The sequence below is a fragment of the Microscilla marina ATCC 23134 genome, assembly GCF_000169175.1.
Taxonomy (GTDB): domain Bacteria; phylum Bacteroidota; class Bacteroidia; order Cytophagales; family Microscillaceae; genus Microscilla; species Microscilla marina.
In genome coordinates, this window is sequence record NZ_AAWS01000008.1 from 178,183 (window position 1) to 194,907 (window position 16,725).

Annotated in this window: 10 protein-coding genes; 5 read left to right on the top strand and 5 right to left on the bottom strand. The window is 42.6% G+C overall.

What is annotated here, in order from left to right; genetic code table 11:
- Positions 1-51 precede the first annotated feature (51 nt).
- Positions 52-2,226: a hypothetical protein gene (locus tag M23134_RS09125; protein ID WP_002695708.1), complete on the bottom strand. Its 2,175-nt coding sequence runs from the start codon at positions 2,224-2,226 to the stop codon at positions 52-54.
- A gap of 509 nt (positions 2,227-2,735) precedes the next feature.
- On the opposite strand from M23134_RS09125, the gene M23134_RS09130 reads away from it, so the two are divergent.
- The gene (locus tag M23134_RS09130; RefSeq protein ID WP_002695709.1) at positions 2,736-3,755 is read left to right on the top strand and encodes an NAD(P)H-dependent glycerol-3-phosphate dehydrogenase; all 1,020 of its coding nucleotides are present in this window, start codon (positions 2,736-2,738) and stop codon (positions 3,753-3,755) included.
- A gap of 248 nt (positions 3,756-4,003) precedes the next feature.
- Positions 4,004-7,132, top strand: coding sequence for a CHAT domain-containing protein (locus M23134_RS09135; protein ID WP_002695710.1), 3,129 nt, complete (start codon positions 4,004-4,006; stop codon positions 7,130-7,132).
- A gap of 12 nt (positions 7,133-7,144) precedes the next feature.
- Here M23134_RS09135 and M23134_RS37765 read toward each other — a convergent pair whose 3' ends face one another.
- The 3 genes from M23134_RS37765 to M23134_RS09150 form a co-directional block, all read right to left on the bottom strand.
- A complete protein-coding gene (locus M23134_RS37765) occupies positions 7,145-10,660 on the bottom strand; it encodes a leucine-rich repeat domain-containing protein (protein WP_082226537.1) in 3,516 nt (1,171 codons plus the stop codon).
- 79 nt (positions 10,661-10,739) lie between these two features.
- Positions 10,740-11,072 carry a cyclic-phosphate processing receiver domain-containing protein gene (locus M23134_RS09145; protein ID WP_002695713.1) on the bottom strand — a complete coding sequence of 111 codons (333 nt, stop codon included), beginning with the start codon at positions 11,070-11,072 and terminating at the stop codon, positions 10,740-10,742.
- Positions 11,073-11,947: 875 nt separating this feature from the next.
- On the bottom strand, positions 11,948-13,681 hold the full coding sequence (locus M23134_RS09150; protein ID WP_002695715.1) for a leucine-rich repeat domain-containing protein: 1,734 nt from the start codon (positions 13,679-13,681) through the stop codon (positions 11,948-11,950).
- A gap of 156 nt (positions 13,682-13,837) precedes the next feature.
- Here M23134_RS09150 and M23134_RS37770 point away from each other — a divergent pair, with 156 nt between their 5' ends.
- Together M23134_RS37770 and M23134_RS09160 are read left to right on the top strand one after the other, a co-directional pair.
- On the top strand, positions 13,838-14,434 hold the full coding sequence (locus M23134_RS37770) for a DUF6915 family protein (RefSeq protein ID WP_002695716.1): 597 nt from the start codon (positions 13,838-13,840) through the stop codon (positions 14,432-14,434).
- Between the two features lie 108 nt (positions 14,435-14,542).
- On the top strand, positions 14,543-15,262 hold the full coding sequence (locus tag M23134_RS09160) for a hypothetical protein (protein WP_002695718.1): 720 nt from the start codon (positions 14,543-14,545) through the stop codon (positions 15,260-15,262).
- A 37-nt stretch (positions 15,263-15,299) separates the two neighbouring features.
- Here the strand turns inward: M23134_RS09160 and M23134_RS09165 are convergent, their stop codons facing one another.
- Complete coding sequence (locus M23134_RS09165) at positions 15,300-15,716, bottom strand: hypothetical protein (protein WP_002695720.1); 417 nt, start codon at positions 15,714-15,716, stop codon at positions 15,300-15,302.
- Positions 15,717-15,882: 166 nt separating this feature from the next.
- On the opposite strand from M23134_RS09165, the gene M23134_RS09170 reads away from it, so the two are divergent.
- A complete protein-coding gene (locus M23134_RS09170) occupies positions 15,883-16,722 on the top strand; it encodes an SIR2 family NAD-dependent protein deacylase (RefSeq protein ID WP_002695722.1) in 840 nt (279 codons plus the stop codon).
- Positions 16,723-16,725: the final 3 nt, after the last annotated feature.

Sequence of the window (16,725 nt, forward strand, 5' to 3'; positions counted from 1 at the left end):
GAAATAATCATCCCCCAATGTAGCAAGTTGGGGGATGACCCAATGATGAGCCTAAAAGCTACACCCTATCAAATGATATTTTGCCGCAAGGTACCCTTCTTGTTCCAAGGCCACATCTTTGTTGTTATACTTAAAAATAAATACCTCTTTTGCTGTACCTATCGTCTCACTTTTGATGTTGTTTACCGGCAGAAACCCCCGATATACCCCGGATACCCATCGGTCGCGATGAGTAACGATATAAAAGCAAAGGTCCGCATTGAATATGGCATAAGGGCTTAGTTTATCATCATAGGCATATTCTCTAAGTGTTGTCCCTGCTCCGTTAGTTACTGCTGTTACGTTGCCTTGGGCATTGTATACATAGGCGAATTGGTTGATGAGGGAGGTTTTTGCCAGATCAGCGTAAATTTTCCAAGAGGTGCGTTGCCCTTTGGCATTATATTCAAACACCCACCACTCTATAAAGTTACCACTTGCATCATTTTTTCGGATGGCACTCAAAACCCCCGCTTGATAGGTATATATAAACTCTTGGGTAACGGTGCCACTAGAAGAGGACGTTACTTTTTGAACACTATTATCGGCGTTGTAGGCAATATCATACTGATATGGAGCAAAAAACGACGAAGGTTCTACAATCTTTGTGAGGTTGCCTTGGATGTCATAGGTATACTCTTGTTCATTGTAAACCCCGCCTGAGGCAAAGTTTTCTATTTTGTCTACCTTGCAAGTATTGCTTATACAAGACGCCACTGCAATAGTGTTAGAGTAGTCAGACACTTTGCCGAGTCTTTTGGAGCGTAAGCGGTAATAGTAGGTTTGACTAAAATCAAGCCCTTCTACTTTGTGTGAAGTACCCACCACTTCTTTCCCGTTATAACCTGCCAAAAAGTTTCCAAACCCAGGGTCGGTTGACACATCCAGTAAAAATACACTAATGCCCGCAAGCGCCTGCCATTGGGTAGTAAACTCAAACGCTTTCTGATTGCTGGCTGCTTTTGCTACAGGAGCAGGCAATAAACCAGTGGTTACTTTGATCACATTTGAGTAGTCAGAAGTAGCGCTTAAGCCTATTGCTCTTACTCGGTAAAAATAGGTCGTGTTGGCGTTTAAATCTTGCACATCAGCAAAGTTATCAATGACTGGTCGTGCATTATAGCCCGCTATAGTTTGGGTAAAACTGGGGTCAAGTGCTACATCAAGCAAGTAAGAAGCAGCATTGGGTACCTTATTCCAGTGAGCACTAAAACCACCACTTTCAATGCTGCCAGCTGTAGTGGCTACCGGGGCGTCAAGGTTGCTGGTTTTTGCCGACATTACCTCCGAGTGGTTAGATATTTCTTTGCCGTTGACAATTCTTACCCGGTAAAAATAAGGAGTGTTGGCATCCAGGTTAGGGATGATCAATTGGGTATTGGCCTCTACGTCAAGGTTGTTGTACCCTGATAAAATATTGTTGAACAACGCGTCTGTTGCCACATCTATTTTATAAGATTTTGCTTCAGGCATTGCTTTCCAGTGTGCGGTAAAACTAGTGAGTTCCTCGTCAGACGGAGGCAATACTATAGGTTGGGGCAATGTGCTGGTATACACCGATTGTACATTGGAGTAGGCCGAAAAGGAGTTGAGTTGCCGGGCTCTTACTCTATAAAAATATTGCTGGCTTACTGTGACATCTTCTACCAATAAGGTAGAGTCATTCTGGGGTACTTCGTGGGCGCTGTAGTTGGGTAATAAGTATTGAAAATCTTTGTCCTTGGCTACATCTACCTGATAAGTGGTAGCATTTTCTAGTTTTTCCCAATGTATTTTAAACTGGTTAGCTGTTACCTCCATAGCAGGGTAGGCTATTGGTGCTTCTACTTCCGAAGTAGTCACCGATATAATGTTGGAATGTATAGAGGTTTGGTTAGAAATGTTGGCGCGTACCCGATAGAAATAGGTCTTGCCTGCTTCTAAACCTTCAACTGTCGTTTGGTGCTCATTTACTTTTTTAGATTGATAGTTTGCTACAAATAGTGCAAAATCTTCGTCTGCTGCCACGTCAATTTCGTAGCTGGTAGCGCCTACTACTTTTTTCCAGTGTGCCATAAAGCTTACAGCGGTTACCTGGTCGGCATTGTGGGCAATAGGACGTGGTAAAATAAATTCTTTTTCAAACAAAGCGCACCCCGAAAGTATGCACAGGCCTAATAAAAGCCCGGTGATATTAAACTTAAACATACACTAGCAGTATTTTAGTTGATAAATTAGACGTTGTTTTAGCAGAAATTTTCGCCAAAACAAGTATACAATTGATTTGTTTAGGTAGGTTTATTGATTGTGACAATACCACACATTTGTTTGTGATATAATAATAAGCATTGTTTGTGGTTTGTGATTGTTATTAGTATTGGGGCAAAGGTAGGCGGAATGGTTGAGTAAAAAAAATAAACTCATAAAATTAGCTGTAAATAACTTACAATGACATATTCAGGCTAATTTGTAAAATACTGATTGCCAATTAATGCTTCAAAACTGGGGGCTATTCCTTGACTAAATGAATTAATTAGAATGTGATTATTTTGATAAATTACTTTTTGTTAAAATGAAATAGTTGTAATAGTAAATTATTGCCTAGCACCATTGGCATACAGACAATAAAGCCTTTCTTGCTTTGGGGCTTGCCCTAAAAGGTTTAAAATTGCACCAGCAAAACACATCAATTTATTATTTACTAGACATATTTAGCATTGGTTACACAGAGTCTTAGTACACCGCATAAGCCTGCAATTGCGATAATTGGCGCAGGAAGTTGGGCAACAGCATTGGTTAAAATACTGTCGGAAGGGGCAGTAGATATTCGCTGGTGGTTACGCAACCAAGAGTCGCTTGAGCACATCAGGCGCTATCAACGCAACCCTGACTATTTGAGCGATGTACCAATTAATCCAGAAAAAGTACAATTGTTTGCCGATATGAAAGAAGCCGTGCAAGGGGCTCAGTATGTAATTATAGCCATTCCGGCGGCTTTTGTGCAAGATGCCTTGAGCCAGTTGTCAGCAGCCGACTTTAAAGACAAAGTGTTGGTATCGGCAGTCAAAGGGATAGTTCCTCAAAAAAACTGGTTAATTACAGAACTGCTAGAGTACGAGTATCAAGTAAAACCTGCGCACATTTGTGTAATTGCCGGACCTTGCCATGCCGAAGAGGTAGCACTTGAAAAACAATCTTACCTGACTATAGCTTCTGAAGATTTGGCTCAAGCAGAAAACTTTGCTCAATTAATCGCCAACCGTTTTATCAAGGCAGTACCCAATCAGGACGTATATGGGGTAGAGTATTCGGCAGTCATGAAAAACATCATTGCCTTGGCTTGTGGCATTGCCCATGGGCTCAACTATGGCGACAACTTTCAGGCAGTGTTGGTATCTAATGCTATGCAAGAGATTCGGCGGTTTGTAGAAACTACCTACCCCTGCGAACGTGATTTGTATGCTTCGGCATACTTGGGCGATTTACTCGTAACGGCTTACTCTCAGTTTAGCCGCAACCGCACCTTTGGTAATATGATAGGGAGGGGCTATACCGTGAAGTCGGCACAAATGGAGATGAACATGATTGCCGAAGGTTATTACGCTGTCAAAAGCATTTATGAGATCAATCAAAAGTTTGGAGTAGACATGCCCATCACCAAGGCGGTGTACCAGATCTTGTACGAAAAGGTAACCCCGGGAGTGGCCATAGGTAAACTTAGGTGGTTACTTGCTTAAGTTCTTAAACACCTGTTAGGTTCAAACCACTAACAGGTGTTTTTATTTCATTACCTTCATTGGGTACTCTCATTGGGGTGGGTTGGGAGAGTATTATGGCAGGAAGGGGGCAAGTATGCATTAATTTTAGTAATTTGGCTCTAACTAAGTAGCAACAAGTAAGGGTCACTTATGGCGTGACAGTTACACCTACTGATTAGGCATATTTAATTCTGCAATAAAATATGTGATAACAAACTTCTCCTCTCATGAAATATTTAAGTTTATTGTTTGCACTCATGCTGACTACCCCTGGCTTGTTTGCCCAACTAGACGTGAACGAACGCATACATTTGGCCGATTCACTGTTTGATGATCGGGGTGACTATAGCCAGGCGTTGGATTATTACTACCCATTGATTGACGATTTTGCCCGAAAGGGCGACCGCAAGCGCCACGTTATTTACCAAATCAAGGTGATACAATGTCATTATTTATTATCGAAGTATGACACAGCTTTAAAAATTGCCCATACACTACTCAAAAATTTGCCTAAAAGCCTGCCACGCAAATTTCTTTACGAAGGAGAAGTTAAAACCCTGATGGGAGAAATTTATTACAAAAAAGGAGAATATGAAGTAGCAAAAAAAAGCTTGCACCAAGCCTGGAAAGTGCTTAAGTATGAATATGGAGCCGAAGTGCAGCTTTCTACAGTATATACAGTCATGGGGTTTGTACACGAGGCATTAGAAGAGTTTGACCTTGCCTTTAGGTATTACAAAAAAGCGTTGAAGTTAAGAAAACGGGTTTTGGGCAAATACAACCAAGCCACTGCATCGTCTTATGCCGACCTTGCCAACCTTTACTTTGCTCAAGGTGACTATATAGTGTCTATTGGCTACGACAAAAAAGCCTTGGGCATCAAAAAACAGTTGTACGGGGCACATCACCCCGAAATAGCCTTGTCTTACAACAATATGGCAAGTACTTATAATACTTGGGGCAACTACGACAAGGCGCTAAAATACCACCAGAAAGCCCTTGCCATCCGCGAAAAAGTATTTGGGCAATGGCATTTAGACGTGGGGCAGTCATACCATAACATTGGCTATACCTATATGCAAAAAGGCGCTTACAATCTTGCCCTGGAGTATTACCAACGTTATGAAACTACTTTACAAAAACTGACTGGCAAACACCATCCGCACCTGAGCTCAATATATACTAACATAGGTACGGTGTATGTAAAAAAACGTCAATATGAAAAGGCGCTCGATTATTTTGAGAAAAACCTTTGGTTGTTGCGCAGTGCTTATGCCCGGCAAAACAGCCATTTTGCCGAGGCTTACCATAACTTTGCCTACGTGTATCGCCTCAAAAAAGACTACCAACTGGCATTGACTTACTCTCAGAAAACCCTGGACATTGTACAACAGGTGTTTGGCAAACCTCACCTGTATGCCGCACGTGCTTTTTTGAACATGGGCAGGGTATACGCCCAGCTGCAAAAACCAACACTTGCCAGCCAATATTTTAGCAAAGCAATTTATACCCTAAAGCAAGTGTTTGGTCATAAATCGTCTTTGCTATCGGTAACCGCCCACGAACTGGGCAAGCTATACCTAAGCCAACAAAACTACACCAAGGCATTGGCCTATTTGCACAAAGCCTTGGTGTATGGGGTACCTCGTTTCAACAAAGTCCTTGCGCCAAAGTCGTTGCCTGCGCTCAAGGACTGCCCTTTAGATCCTTTTCTGGTAAAAATACTTGCCACAAAAGCACAGTGTTTTTATCAAATGTATGAGGCAAAGGCAAACCCTCTATACCTCAATCAATCTATTGTGACATACGAGTTGGGCTATGCCCTGCTCAAAAAAATAGGCAACTCCTTCTTAAAAACAGAAGACCGGATGAATTTTAACGAAACCGTTATTGCCATAAGAGACGGAGCACTGAAGGCATACAGGCAAAAATACCAGGTGACCCAGCAACCCAGGTTTTTGCGCAAAATGTTTGAGTGCAGCGAGCAGTTTAAGGCAAGTTCGTTACAAAGTGCCCTCAACTACCAAAAAGCCCTGAAGGCAGCCAATATTCCTCCTGTTTACATTATCCAAGAGCAAGGCCTGAGAATGGATATTAACTATTGGACCAAGAAGGTGTCAAACGACCCGGCAAAGGCAGCCCAACACCAAGACTCATTGTTTGAGTATAACCGAAGGTATGAGGAGCTCATTGCCGCCATTGAAACCAACTACCCAGCGTATGTGGCACACAAGTACAAATATAAAATAGTCCAACTCGACGAAATTCAGCAAAGGCTTGCCCCTCAAAGCGTGTTACTGGAGTATAGCCTGGGCGAAAAGAGCAGTTATTTATTTATCATTACTGCTACTCAGGTAGAGGTGGTGAGTTTGGCAGGCCGAAGACAACTTCAGCCTTTGCTCAATTCGTATTATAGTGCCCTTGAAAGTGAAGAACAATTGCCAAAATTTGCTCAGGCAAGCCATCGTTTGTATCGGGCAATGCTTCAGCCAGCCGAGGCGTATATCAAAGACAAAAAACGGTTAATTGTGATTGCTCCTTCGCTCGAAAGCATACCTTTTGAGGCCATCATTAGCCAACCACCCTCTGCCCAACAACTTAAGCTACAAAAGTTTAGCCTGCTCGACTATTTGGTCAGGCAATACCAAATCAGTTACCATTACTCTGCTACCCTATGGTACCGCAGCCTTGGGCAAACCAAAGCCAAGCCCCTTAGTTTACTTGCTTTTGCTCCCTTTAGCACTGGCAAGCCTCAAGTGCTGAGTAACCAAACCCGGAAATTATCCGACTCTTTGCCCGAAACAGGGATAGAGGTAAGGACTATTTTTGAAATGTTTAAACACCAAAAACTCAAAGCCAAGGCTTACCTTGCGGCTAGTGCCACCAAATTGCGTTTTATGCAACAATCCAATGCCTACAGTATTATACACCTGGCCAGCCATAGCGAAGCCAACACCCGTTATGCTCACCTGGGCAAAGTAAGGTTTGCGCCCCATCCGTTAGATACTGGCAACGCTTCTGGCATTTTGTACTCCAGCGAAGTCTACAATCTAAAGCTCAATCCCGACTTGTTGGTGTTAAGCAGTTGTGAGTCGGGGGTAGGCAGGTTGGCAAAAGGAGAGGGGGTGCTTTCTTTGGCGCGTGGTTTTTTGTATGCCGGAGCCCGCAATATCATATTTTCTTTGTGGGAGGTAAACGATGCCTATACCCGCCAATTGATGGTGGCTTTTTATAAAGCACTTCTGGCGGGCAAAAGTTACCGTGCTGCCTTACAAGCCGCCCAGCAAACCCGCCTCAACACCAATCAGTATTTGCACCCCAGGCATTGGGCGGGCTTTGTCATGATCGGAGAGTAAGACAAACCAGGGTCAGCCGTCTGTTTTGAGCAACCCTTTGGCAAAAGACTCTAGTTGTTGGACAAAATAAACCCCCAGGTCATCGCTTTCGAACCGGTTTTTAAAATGAGTGAATTTTTGCATTTGCTGATCAGGCACCACCTCTTCGAGCACCTCAAAATATCCTACAATGTTATTGCCTCGCAGGTAATCTATAGCTTCATCTACTCTTTGTACTACTTTCTGTGGTATGCTTGACACCAGTCTGGGGAGCGTGTGGGCAGGCTTGGCTAAAAACGGGGCAAAGGCACTCACCAAGTAATACTGACCGTTGTCAGCCCGTATTTCAGGGTTTTGAGGCGGATGAGCCTGCAGTTGAGCCTGGCTCACATATCCTTGTCCGTCTATGCTCCACATGGGTTCGGGGCTTTCGCCCAAAGCCAGTATATGGGCAAGCTCTTGGCGAATACGCTCCAGCAGAGGCGAATGAACCACTACCTGATCACTTTTTACCTGTACAATTAACTCTTTAGCCGCTGGAAAAGCCTCTACCAAAGCAAGCTCTCCCTCTTGTTTCAATAAGATACGTTGCTGCTTGATGTTGTCGTGATGGGCAAGGTGGTAAGTGTGAAGAATGAATTGCTGAATGATGGCAGCGTGCAAAAACGGCAAACGAAAGCGTACATACAAACCAAGGCTTTTTGAGGGAAACAATGCCTCTTGATTGGCAATGAGTTCGTCGGGCAACAGTTGGGGGGCAAGGTAAGTACGTTGTACAAACGGAGTTCTTTCTTTCCGGTGATCATCGCCTGTTGTATATTCATCGCCAACCTCTACACAAATCTGACAAGATTCCATAAACGACACCAGCAACTCTTGCTCTTCCAGTGGCTTGCCCTGCCAGCTTAGCCCAAGGTCTTTGCCCTTAAAAAAACCTTTGCCCCGGTATTCCATAAACATACCTGTGCGGTCAAATAAGGTATATACCGCCTCAATTGCCCAGCGCTGATCTAAAATAATCTGATTGTCGAACAAACCTACCCGGTAGAAAAACACCCCGGTATGGTGCAAATAATCTTGTACGGTGTCTATCGAATCGGGCGAAACCCCTTGCTCTATGCACAATTGGGCAAATGCTTCTCTGCTTAAGGTATGTTTAGTTTTAGCCATCTCTTCTACCGTTAGCCGAACCAGCCACCAAGCCTCTGGCAAATCGGTACAGGCTTTCTTGATTTGTTGCCGGATGGTTCGATAAAGCGCTTCTTTAAACTCTCCCATACCATTATCGTCCTCATCAGCTTTACTTAACTCAGCCGCAATGGCCGTTTTTATGTGGTATTTTTCCTGTAGCTTGCTCCAGCCACTGGGCAGTTTGCGTCCGTCTTTGCCAGCTTTGGTTTGTACCACCAGTACCGGGCTTCGCTTGCCCAGGGTATGGGTATAGTTGAGCCAATAGTCAAGCGGATGGTTGGCATAATGCGTCAAACTACCATCGGGCAAGGTTTCGTAGTTTTGGGGGCTATGCTGGGTTTTCCAGTCCCAAACCAATACAAATACCGCTTTGGTTTGCATAAACAACTGGTGGGTTGCATGGTAAATGTCTTGCCCACCAAAATCCCATACCTGAATTTGCACCTGGTCTAATTGCTTGCGTTGAGCAAGTTCAGGCAAAAACATTTGTCGCAATTGAATGGCGTGAGTAGAGGGTTCATCCACATCAAAGCGTTGGTCTAGCCAGCGACGTACCAAAGAAGTTTTACCCACCCGTCCGTTGCCCACCAATACAACCTTTGCCTGGTACACTTGTACCTTGCCTTGGTTCAAGTCCTGAAAATAATGGCGAATTTTGTTAGAACACTCTCCCTGGTTATAAATTTCGGGCGGAAGCCCTTGAATGGGGTTATGGTACAAATGCAAGGAAGTCAATTGGGGGCAGTTCGTGATCAAATGCTCAGGAAATACCTCAATTTGGTTATCTCTCAGGTCAATCGATTTCAGGTGGGGGAGTTTTTGTAGTGGTGCCAAGTCACTGATTTGGTTGTCGCTGAGGTTAATCGCCTGTAAGTCATGGAGGGCTTGTAAAGGGCTTAGATCGCTGACCTGGTTATTTCTAAGGTTAATCGATTGTAGACTGCCCAAGTTTTGCAGGGGAGTTAAATCACTGATTTGGTTATCGCTCAGATCGATAGATTCCAGGTTGGGCAGGTTTTGTAAGGGAGTCAGGTCGTGGATTTGGTTATTACTGAGGTCAATCGATTGTAAATCACCCAGGTTTTGTAGCGGAGCTAAGTCATTGATTTGGTTATCGCTCAGATCGATAGATTCCAGGTTGGGCAGGTATTGCAAGGATGCAAGGTGGTTGACTTGATTATTACTGAGGTCAATCGACTGTAAATTACTCAGATTTTGTAAAGGAGTCAAGTCGCTGATTTGGTTGTCGCTCAGATCGATAGACTCTAAGTTGGGCAGGTTTTGTAAGGGAGCCAGGTCGTTGATGTGATTATACTTAAGGTCAATAGATTGCAAGTTGGGCAAGTTTTGTAAAGGCAAGAGGTCGTTGATTGGGTTGTGCCTCAAGTCAATCGATTGCAAACTGGACAAGTTTTGCAGGGGAGTTAAATCACTGATTTGATTGTTTCTAAGGTCAAGCGACTGCAAGTTGCGAAGGCTTTGTAAAGGAGTTAAGTCCGTAACGGGGTTATCCCTCAGAACAATCAATTGTAGGCTGTGCAAGGCTTGCAACGGGGTTAAATCACTGATTTGGTTGTTTCTGAGTACCAAAGACTGCAAGCTATTCAGGCTTTTCAGAGGGTGAAGGTCATCAAGCTGGTTGTTACTGAGGTCAAGCTTTAACAAGCCACGCAATTTCTGTAAAGGAGCAAGATCACTAATTTTGTTATGGTGCAACGAAAGCATGGTCAAACAGGTGAGGTGCTGCAGTGGAGCCAAGTCGCCAATCTTGTTGTAATGAAGCAAAAGCGTATGCAAACCAGTGAGGTGCTGTAGTGGGGTTAAATCTCTGACCTTATTTTTACTAAGTACAATAGACTGCAAACCAGGTAAATTTTGCAAAGGGGTCAAGTCTGCTACTCGGTTATCGCTCATATCCAGCATCTGTAAATTTGCCAGGTTTTGCAAAGGCTTCAAATCACTTATTCTATTATCGCTCAAATCAATTGCCCGCAACTCAGGTAAGTTTTGCAAAAGACCTATGTCTTCAATTTTCCATTGGTTAGGCCAATGCCCGGCAATGCGCAAGTGTTCTAATGACCCAGGCATACAATCGGGCACCTGTATCAAGCTATTCTTTTCTCCTTCGTTCGAACTGGCTCTTTTTTCCCATCGATCATTTGCAGGGTTATGCTCAAACCATACATTCGAAAAATTCAAACTTTTCAAATGGGTACATTTACTTAACAAACCCAGCGTGGCTTCGGTGCCACCCAGTCCACAACGCCCCAGGTCGAGGGTAGGGGCTTGAGTGCGTATGTTTTCTTCAATAAGTTGAGTAACTAATGCTTGTTTGTCCATAGTTGTATGATCATTCATTAAGCGCTTGCTTGGCCCAACAATATAACAATCATCGGTTATTTTTAACTATATGCCCATTACTTTTTCACTACGTTGGTCAACAGTCCAGCCACGCCAGGTAATTGTTCAACAAACCCCTGATTTGCTCAGCGGCTACCGGGTTGGCCGAATGCACCTGGTATTGCAACCCGCACAGGTCTAACCCCGACTCATATACCAACCATTTAACCGCCGCATAACCATCGGGTGCTACCTCGCCACTGGCATCCAAGCCCAAGTCATTGTCAAAACTAATAAAAGTCGGCAAACCGTGGGCGCTGATATATGCCACAAAATCGGCGTAAGTTCGTACCACCACAAAATTATAGCGGGTAGGATCATTGTATACCATTTCTACGGTACGAAGGTCATCTAAAAAAAGGTTGTACATTATTCGTAGTTTTTGTTTATATAATTAGCAAGAATGCTCATATTAAATAACACTCGACTATTGTTGTGAGCACTGCTAAAAACAATAGCATATACCCCCAGTTTTGCTCATCAAAAGCATATTGCCAACCATTACCACATAAACAAAATGTATACAAACCGTTATAAAAACCTTCAAGTTTCTATCAATTTTGCGAATATAGCCAAATAAGCAAACAGGAGAGGTTTTTCGTTGTATTCCCTGGTGTATATAATTTTCAAAATTGTTTGAAAGATTCGACGCACCAATCAATTAATGTAGTTCGAGCCATTTTCCGTTTTCTAAATAATTTATTATACCCCATTTTTGGTAAATAAAAATTACGTCTTTATAACAAATATTAATTTGTTTTAGGCGTAATTTATAAACTAAGCCATTGATATACAAGCATATAGCTGTGTGTTAAAATCGTTCGATAAAAGGGTTTATAAGTCGATTGCAGGAAGTTTAGCGGTTGGTCACAACCAGCAGTACGTAAGCATTTTGCAGCCCGTTATCGAGCTTATTTGGCTTTTTGAGCTTTTACGGCAAATAGACCATCTATGCTCGGTTCCTTAAACCTTATTTAGTTGAAAGTTCTGGGTGCGCTTTAGTCCACAGTCGATGGTCGATAGTGGCTGACTCACACCATAAAATCTCTACACAGTTATTGTTGAGGGCTATGCCCGAAATCCCGTTTACGGGGCGATCACGTTCCTAAGGAACCGAACGTAGTGAGTCCTTGGATGCCGATGTATATCGGTGCTCTGCTTTAACTACGCCAGCATTGGTCCCTCCCCTATGCCCAGCCTATTTTTTGCACACACAAAACACCTAAGTTGCTGATAAACATAGTATTAGTAAAGGTGAGTGTGCATTAATTTTTCTATTCTTTTTATTTCGGATTCAGCAAGTGGATTCCCTTCCAACTGAAGCTCTTGTAACCTGGATACAAATTTTTCACAAAGATTTAAGGATCTCAGTTGGTTATTGCTCAAATCCAAGGTTTTTAAATTCACTAGTTCGTCAAAGCTTTCAGGCAATGTAGTGAATTGGGTATTGCTTAAATCCAAGTTTTGTAAATTCACTAGTTCACCAAAGCTTTTAGGCAATGTAGTGAGTTGGGTATTGCTTAAATCCAAGTTTTGTAAATTCACTAGTTCGCCAAAGCTTTCAGGCAATGTAGTGAGTTGGGTGCTGCTCAAGTTTAAGTGTTGTAAATTCACTAGTTCACCAAAACTTTCAGGCAAAGCAGTGAGCTGGGTGCTGCTCAAGTTTAAGTGTTGTAAATTCACTAGTTCACCAAAACTTTCAGGCAAAGCAGTGAGCTGGGTATCGCTTAAATACAAGTGTTGTAAATTCACTAGTTTATCAAAGCTTTCAGGCAAAGCAGTGAGTTGGGTATCGCTTAAATACAAGTGTTGTAAATTCACTAGTTTATCAAAGCTTTCAGGCAAAGCAGTGAGTTGGATATTACTTAAATACAAGTCTTGTAAATTCACTAGTTTATCAAAGCTTTCAGGCAAAGCAGTGAGTTGGGTATTACTTAAATACAAGCGTTGTAAATTCACTAGTTCACCAAAACTTTCAGGCAAAGCAGTGAGTTGGGTGCTGCTCAAGTTTAAGCGTTGTAAATTCACTAGTTTATCAAAACTTTCAGGCAAATCAGTGAGTTGGGTATTACTTAAATACAAGTCTTGTAAATTCACTAGTTCGCCAAAGCTTTCAGGCAAATCAGTGAGTTGGGTATTACTTAAATACAAGCGTTGTAAATTCACTAGTTCACCAAAGCTTTCAGGCAAATCAGTGAGTTGGGTATCACTTAAATACAAGTCTTGTAAATTCACTAGTTCGCCAAAGCTTTCAGGCAAATCAGTGAGTTGGGTACCGCTCAAGTCTAAATATTCTAAATTCACTAGTTTATCAAAACTTTCAGGTAAGGTAGTGAGTTGGGTACCGCTCAAGTCTAAATATTCTAAATTCACTAGTTTATCAAAACTTTCAGGCAATGTAATGAGTTGGGTATTGCTTAAATACAAGCGTTCTAAATTCACTAGTTTATCAAAACTTTTAGGCAATGTAATGAGTTGGGTACTACTTAAATACAAGTGTTGTAAATTCACTAGTTTGCCAAAGCTTTCAGGAAAAGTAACGAGCTGAGTGCTACTTAAATACAAGCGTTCTAAATTCACTAGTTCGCTAAAGCTTTCAGGAAAAGTAGTGAGTTGGGCACCGCTCAAGTCTAAATATTCTAAATTCACTAGTTTACCAAAGCTTTCAGGCAAGGTAGTGAGTTGGTTATGGCTTAAATCCAAGCCCCCTAAATTGTTTAGCTTACCAATACCATCAGGAACGACACTTAAACCTTGTCCTGAGGCATCGATAGACGACTGGTTTAAAGCCACGACTTGCTCCTCTATCCCTTGTGCCTCTCCGCCAGGAAATAATGCAGAGTATAGATTTTGATAGTCTTGCAAGATAGACGCTAAATCAAGCTCAGGCATTCCTTTAGCTAGTTCCAACGCCAGCCTTACATTGACCTCGTCAGAGGAGTAAAATAATTTCCAAAAATTTTCCTCAGTTTTATCCACCGTAAATGTAAATGGTTTGGTTTAAAATAATCATTAGTGGTTGAATACTCATCAATATTATGAAAAGTTAAACAAGCGCTTATAAAACACCCCACAATTTTACAAAATCCTAAAAGATTTACTATTTTTATCCAAGACACACGTATCAGCATTTATATGAACATTTGGCAACATTGCTTACTTTCTCAGCGAAAGTTTGGCGGGCAACCCCAGGACTATGAGCAAATACATAGTTTCATAGACTCCTCCAAGTACTTTTATCACCATGTAAAACACCGCTTGCTGCTCCACAATATGTTTGGGGTAGAACTTGCCACCGAGCTCATAGGCAACTTGATTACCAACAGTGATCAACGTCAGGTGCTGGTGCGTGACATAGCAGTAGAGCATTGCCGCGAAGACTTAAACGGACGCACCCCTACCCTATACGATTGGCTCAACGAAAACCCCGCCCTGGAAATTTGGATGCCTGCCGTACCAGAACCCGCCTCTGAATCGCTTCAGGCATTTATTTGGCGGCCTTTTTTTCGTAGCAACCTTAAGGCAAGTTTGAACATTACCTGCAGCGACTTTGGTGTTTTTTTGGCAGAACACCTTCTGGGGATAGCCGCTGCCCGCGAACTTGCCCAGCTGATTGCGCCTGCCCAAAGGGTACAAAATTTTTTGGCAGCTTTTAAATTTACCCAAAAGTGGCAGTATACCCCCCAACGCGAAGAGTTAAAGTGGTTAAAACAAGTAGAAAGCAAGCAGTAGTAAATGACTTGATGACTTCACTTTTTATTAAAAGCCTATTTTCAACGTTGATATATACACCTGTCAGGTGAATCGAGCCAAACACAAACACCCTAATAACGTAATCAAATGATTCAAACCAAACACGGCATACTCAAAGAAGCGCTTGCCCATATACAGGCACAAGGAAAGGCATTAAAGGCAACCTGGAATGCAGGCGGCGATGAAACCTTGTGCAAAATATATGTAGAAGAGCGTGGACAAGAAGTGGATCACGATTTTTTGTGGCAAGACATACAAATAGACTGGGAACTGTCAGACTTGATTGCCGAAAGGCTAGAGTTGCCCAATGCTGGAGAAATGTATAATTACGGTGAGGGCGAAATTACCTTAAACACTGAGGGTGAAATGGTGATTGTATATAATTGCAAAGAATACGCCTATGCCTGTTACCAACATGGGCAACCCGAAATGAGTCGTACCACCGTTTTTACCGATCCGTTTGGCTTGCGCCAATACACCCATCGGGCAAAGATCCTGTTGCTGGCTGAGGTAGACGAAGCAGGTCAGGTAGAAACACAGCTAAGCATAGAAGTAATAGAAGGCGACGAACCCGAAGTGTCTGCCGAGGCATTGGCTCACGTTAAAGCCACACTTGGCAGCCTTATCAGGCAATATGTCCAGGAAGGCTTTCCACCCCAGGGCTCCTACCCTGCCGAGCATTTGAACAACAAGCCTGGGGGAATTAGCATGGAAGGGCAACTTACTGATAGCCAGGAAATTACCTTTACTTTACTCAAGGAATACGAGCACTTGGTATTGTCTAAACAAGTACAGCAGGTACTGTAGCAAGGCAAACACCTTTAAACTCCTGATAAACAACAGGTTATATATCATTGTTTAAAGCAACATATATCTCATCCTCTTTGGTATAGGCGCGTACGTTGTGTAATATCCTCCAGCGCAACAGTTGCCTTATTTGGCGATCATTGAGTTTTTGCTGGTGATAATTGATAATGTCTTCAAACCTGATCCAATAATTTTTCAACGCTTCGCTTTCTGTTCCCAGGTAATCTTCTGTAACAAACTCATCTGTACCTTGTTTCTCGCAACGTTCCAGTATTACCAGACTGTCGTAAAAAATGCGCTTTACCCTCCAATACAGTTCCGACTTGATCATCATTTCTTTTGCCAAACCAAAAGGAACCCCTTTAAGCATTTGCCTTGCCAGTGTCACATTGGCATCGTCTTCAGAGGTAAGCAATCGCCACAAATTCTCCTTGTCCCAGGTAAAATCGTTCATTACGTAATTTTATTAGATGGTTTATTGTGAGGTGTTAGCTTGTATGAATTATATAATTTACTAAAATAACCTTAAGTTTTCATACCTGCCAGTTTTTACTTGGTTCACTGCACTTTTTTCTGTAATTTGATTTCTTCGTTTTACTCTCTAAAAACCAATAAAATAAATGATCTCATCAGAACTTAGGGCATATTTGCACGAATTTGCTGCCAACGACCAAGCTAAAATGGTGGTGCTCACCGGAGCAGGCATTTCTGCCGAAAGTGGTATCCCTACCTTTAGGGGCAAAGAAGGCTATTGGAAAATAGGCTCGGTCAATTACCAACCCCAGGAAATAGGCACCATGAAAATGTTTAAGCAAAACCCGCAGGAAGTATGGAAATGGTATTTGTTTAGGCATACTGTGTGCAACAATTCCCAGCCCAACCCAGGGCATTATGCTGTAGCTGAGATGGAAAAGATATTGGGCGGCAAACGTTTTACTTTGGTTACCCAAAATGTAGACGGGCTTCATTTTAGGGCAGGCAGCACTTTTAAAAATACCTTACTCATTCATGGCGACCTTACCCATGTGAGGTGTAGCAAAGATTCTTGTGACACCGAACTTTTGCCTTTTCCGGAGGGCATTGCCCCCAAAACCCGGGAGAGCGCTATCAGCCTTGAAGAATGGGAGCGACTCAGGTGCCCTAGTTGTGGAGCGCTTACCCGCCCCCATGTATTGTGGTTTGATGAATACTATAACGAAAAGTACTACAAGTATGAAACCGCTCTGCATAAAAACAGGGAAGCTGACCTCTTGATTGTGGTGGGTACTTCGGGGGCAACCAATTTACCTAATAAAATGTATTACAATGCCCTCAACAACAACAAGCAAATTGTAGTGGTAAACCTGGATAGCAGTATTTTTTCGCGCACCCTTGAAGCCAACCAAACCGGACACGTATTATTAGGAAAAAGCGGTGAAATTTTACCCGAAATCTTAGCTGCCATTAAAGACACTATATAACAT